Here is a 1,276-nt window from a genome sequence, read left to right on the forward strand (position 1 = left end):
TCGACACCAATCAAAGGAAGCTCATGGTGCTCTCCGTGAGGAAGAACTTTATGAATTTGCTTATGATATTCAATGTATCGCCAAGTACTTTCAGAACCTGCCGTTAATAACATTCGCATTCGCCAAGCAAATTGCCGACTCAAATCAAGACGAACCACAGGGCTACCAACTAGAGCAACCGCGATCAAGCGACTGTCTAGTGTTAAACCGATTACTTCTTGATCTAACGAAAAGTGTAAGTGGCATAATTCCCGAATAGTGGCGCGTACTCGCTGATCATAGCCAGGACGTTCCGCTTGGAACAAATATTTGAAAGTAGGTTCGTGCTTGTAAGCACGAAATAGAATTGTTCTTGCTTCCTTAATGGCACTGGCATCAAGCCTTACTACACGCGCCTCTACTTCATCGGTGGTAATTGGCATCCTGGGACCCCTTTTATAGATGAACGAGCTAAACGTAGTGTGCTCATAAGAGCACAAGTGCAGTCAGTTTAGGACGATAGCGTCAACCTTGCACTAACAATACCGGGTTTATCTTCTTTTTCAACGGAAATTTGCTCGACCTGCACCCCAACACTACGTTCGAGAGTGCTGAGCCATGTGACTAATGTATCGAAGGACACATCTTCAACCCAGAGTTTGACCTTATTCTCTCCGCTAGGTTCAAAACGTTTTAGGTTTAATGATTGCTTTCGTGCCATGTTCGTCACAGTAGAAACCAATTGCTGGCTATTAAGATTAGAAGCATTCGACGTATTCGATGAAGAACTGCGCAGCTGATCGCGCGAACTCTTAACCAATTCAAGAAGAGCTGCTTTATCTTTTAGGTCTTGCTCGGCGCGATCCATATAGCTTTGTGCTGGCACCCACATTGCGAAGTACATAAGTGAAGTAACAACTGCGACAAACATAACTTTTAGGCTGAACTGCTCACGCGCTTCTAGCGATTCCCAACGATCCTTCGCCTGAGTAAACAATGGACTTTTAATCATGATTTACCCTACCCCTCACTTACGCTCAAACGTCCGCGGTAATATTGATTCTCTTGAACCGCGGAACTTATTTTCGCAATCAAACCTGCCGAAACAATTGCGGTTTTCAGCTGATCCATCTGTTCAAAATTCTTAGCGCGTAGTTCGATTACTAGCTCACCGCGCTGGGCGTTAAAACTCAAGGCAGTAAACTGAATATCAGTAGAGTTTTTGCGCTGCTGGTATTGATAGCCTGCTTCGCCTAATAAGGTCAAGAATCCAACATCAGCACCTTTATTGTTCGAT

At 44.4% G+C, this 1,276-nt stretch carries 2 protein-coding genes and 1 pseudogene; all 3 read right to left on the minus strand.

Annotated elements, in window-relative coordinates:
• Positions 1 to 422: pseudogene (locus A3762_RS12105) on the minus strand (GNAT family N-acetyltransferase); the annotation flags it as partial.
• Positions 423 to 490: 68 nt separating this feature from the next.
• A complete protein-coding gene (gene gspM / locus A3762_RS12110; RefSeq protein WP_068754482.1) occupies positions 491 to 991 on the minus strand; it encodes a type II secretion system protein GspM in 501 nt (166 codons plus the stop codon).
• An 8-nt stretch (positions 992 to 999) separates the two neighbouring features.
• Positions 1,000 to 1,276 (minus strand): GspL/Epsl periplasmic domain-containing protein (locus tag A3762_RS12115; protein WP_304439285.1); only part of this gene is annotated, 277 nt, incomplete at its 5' end.

The organism is Oleiphilus sp. HI0125 (genome assembly GCF_001635355.1).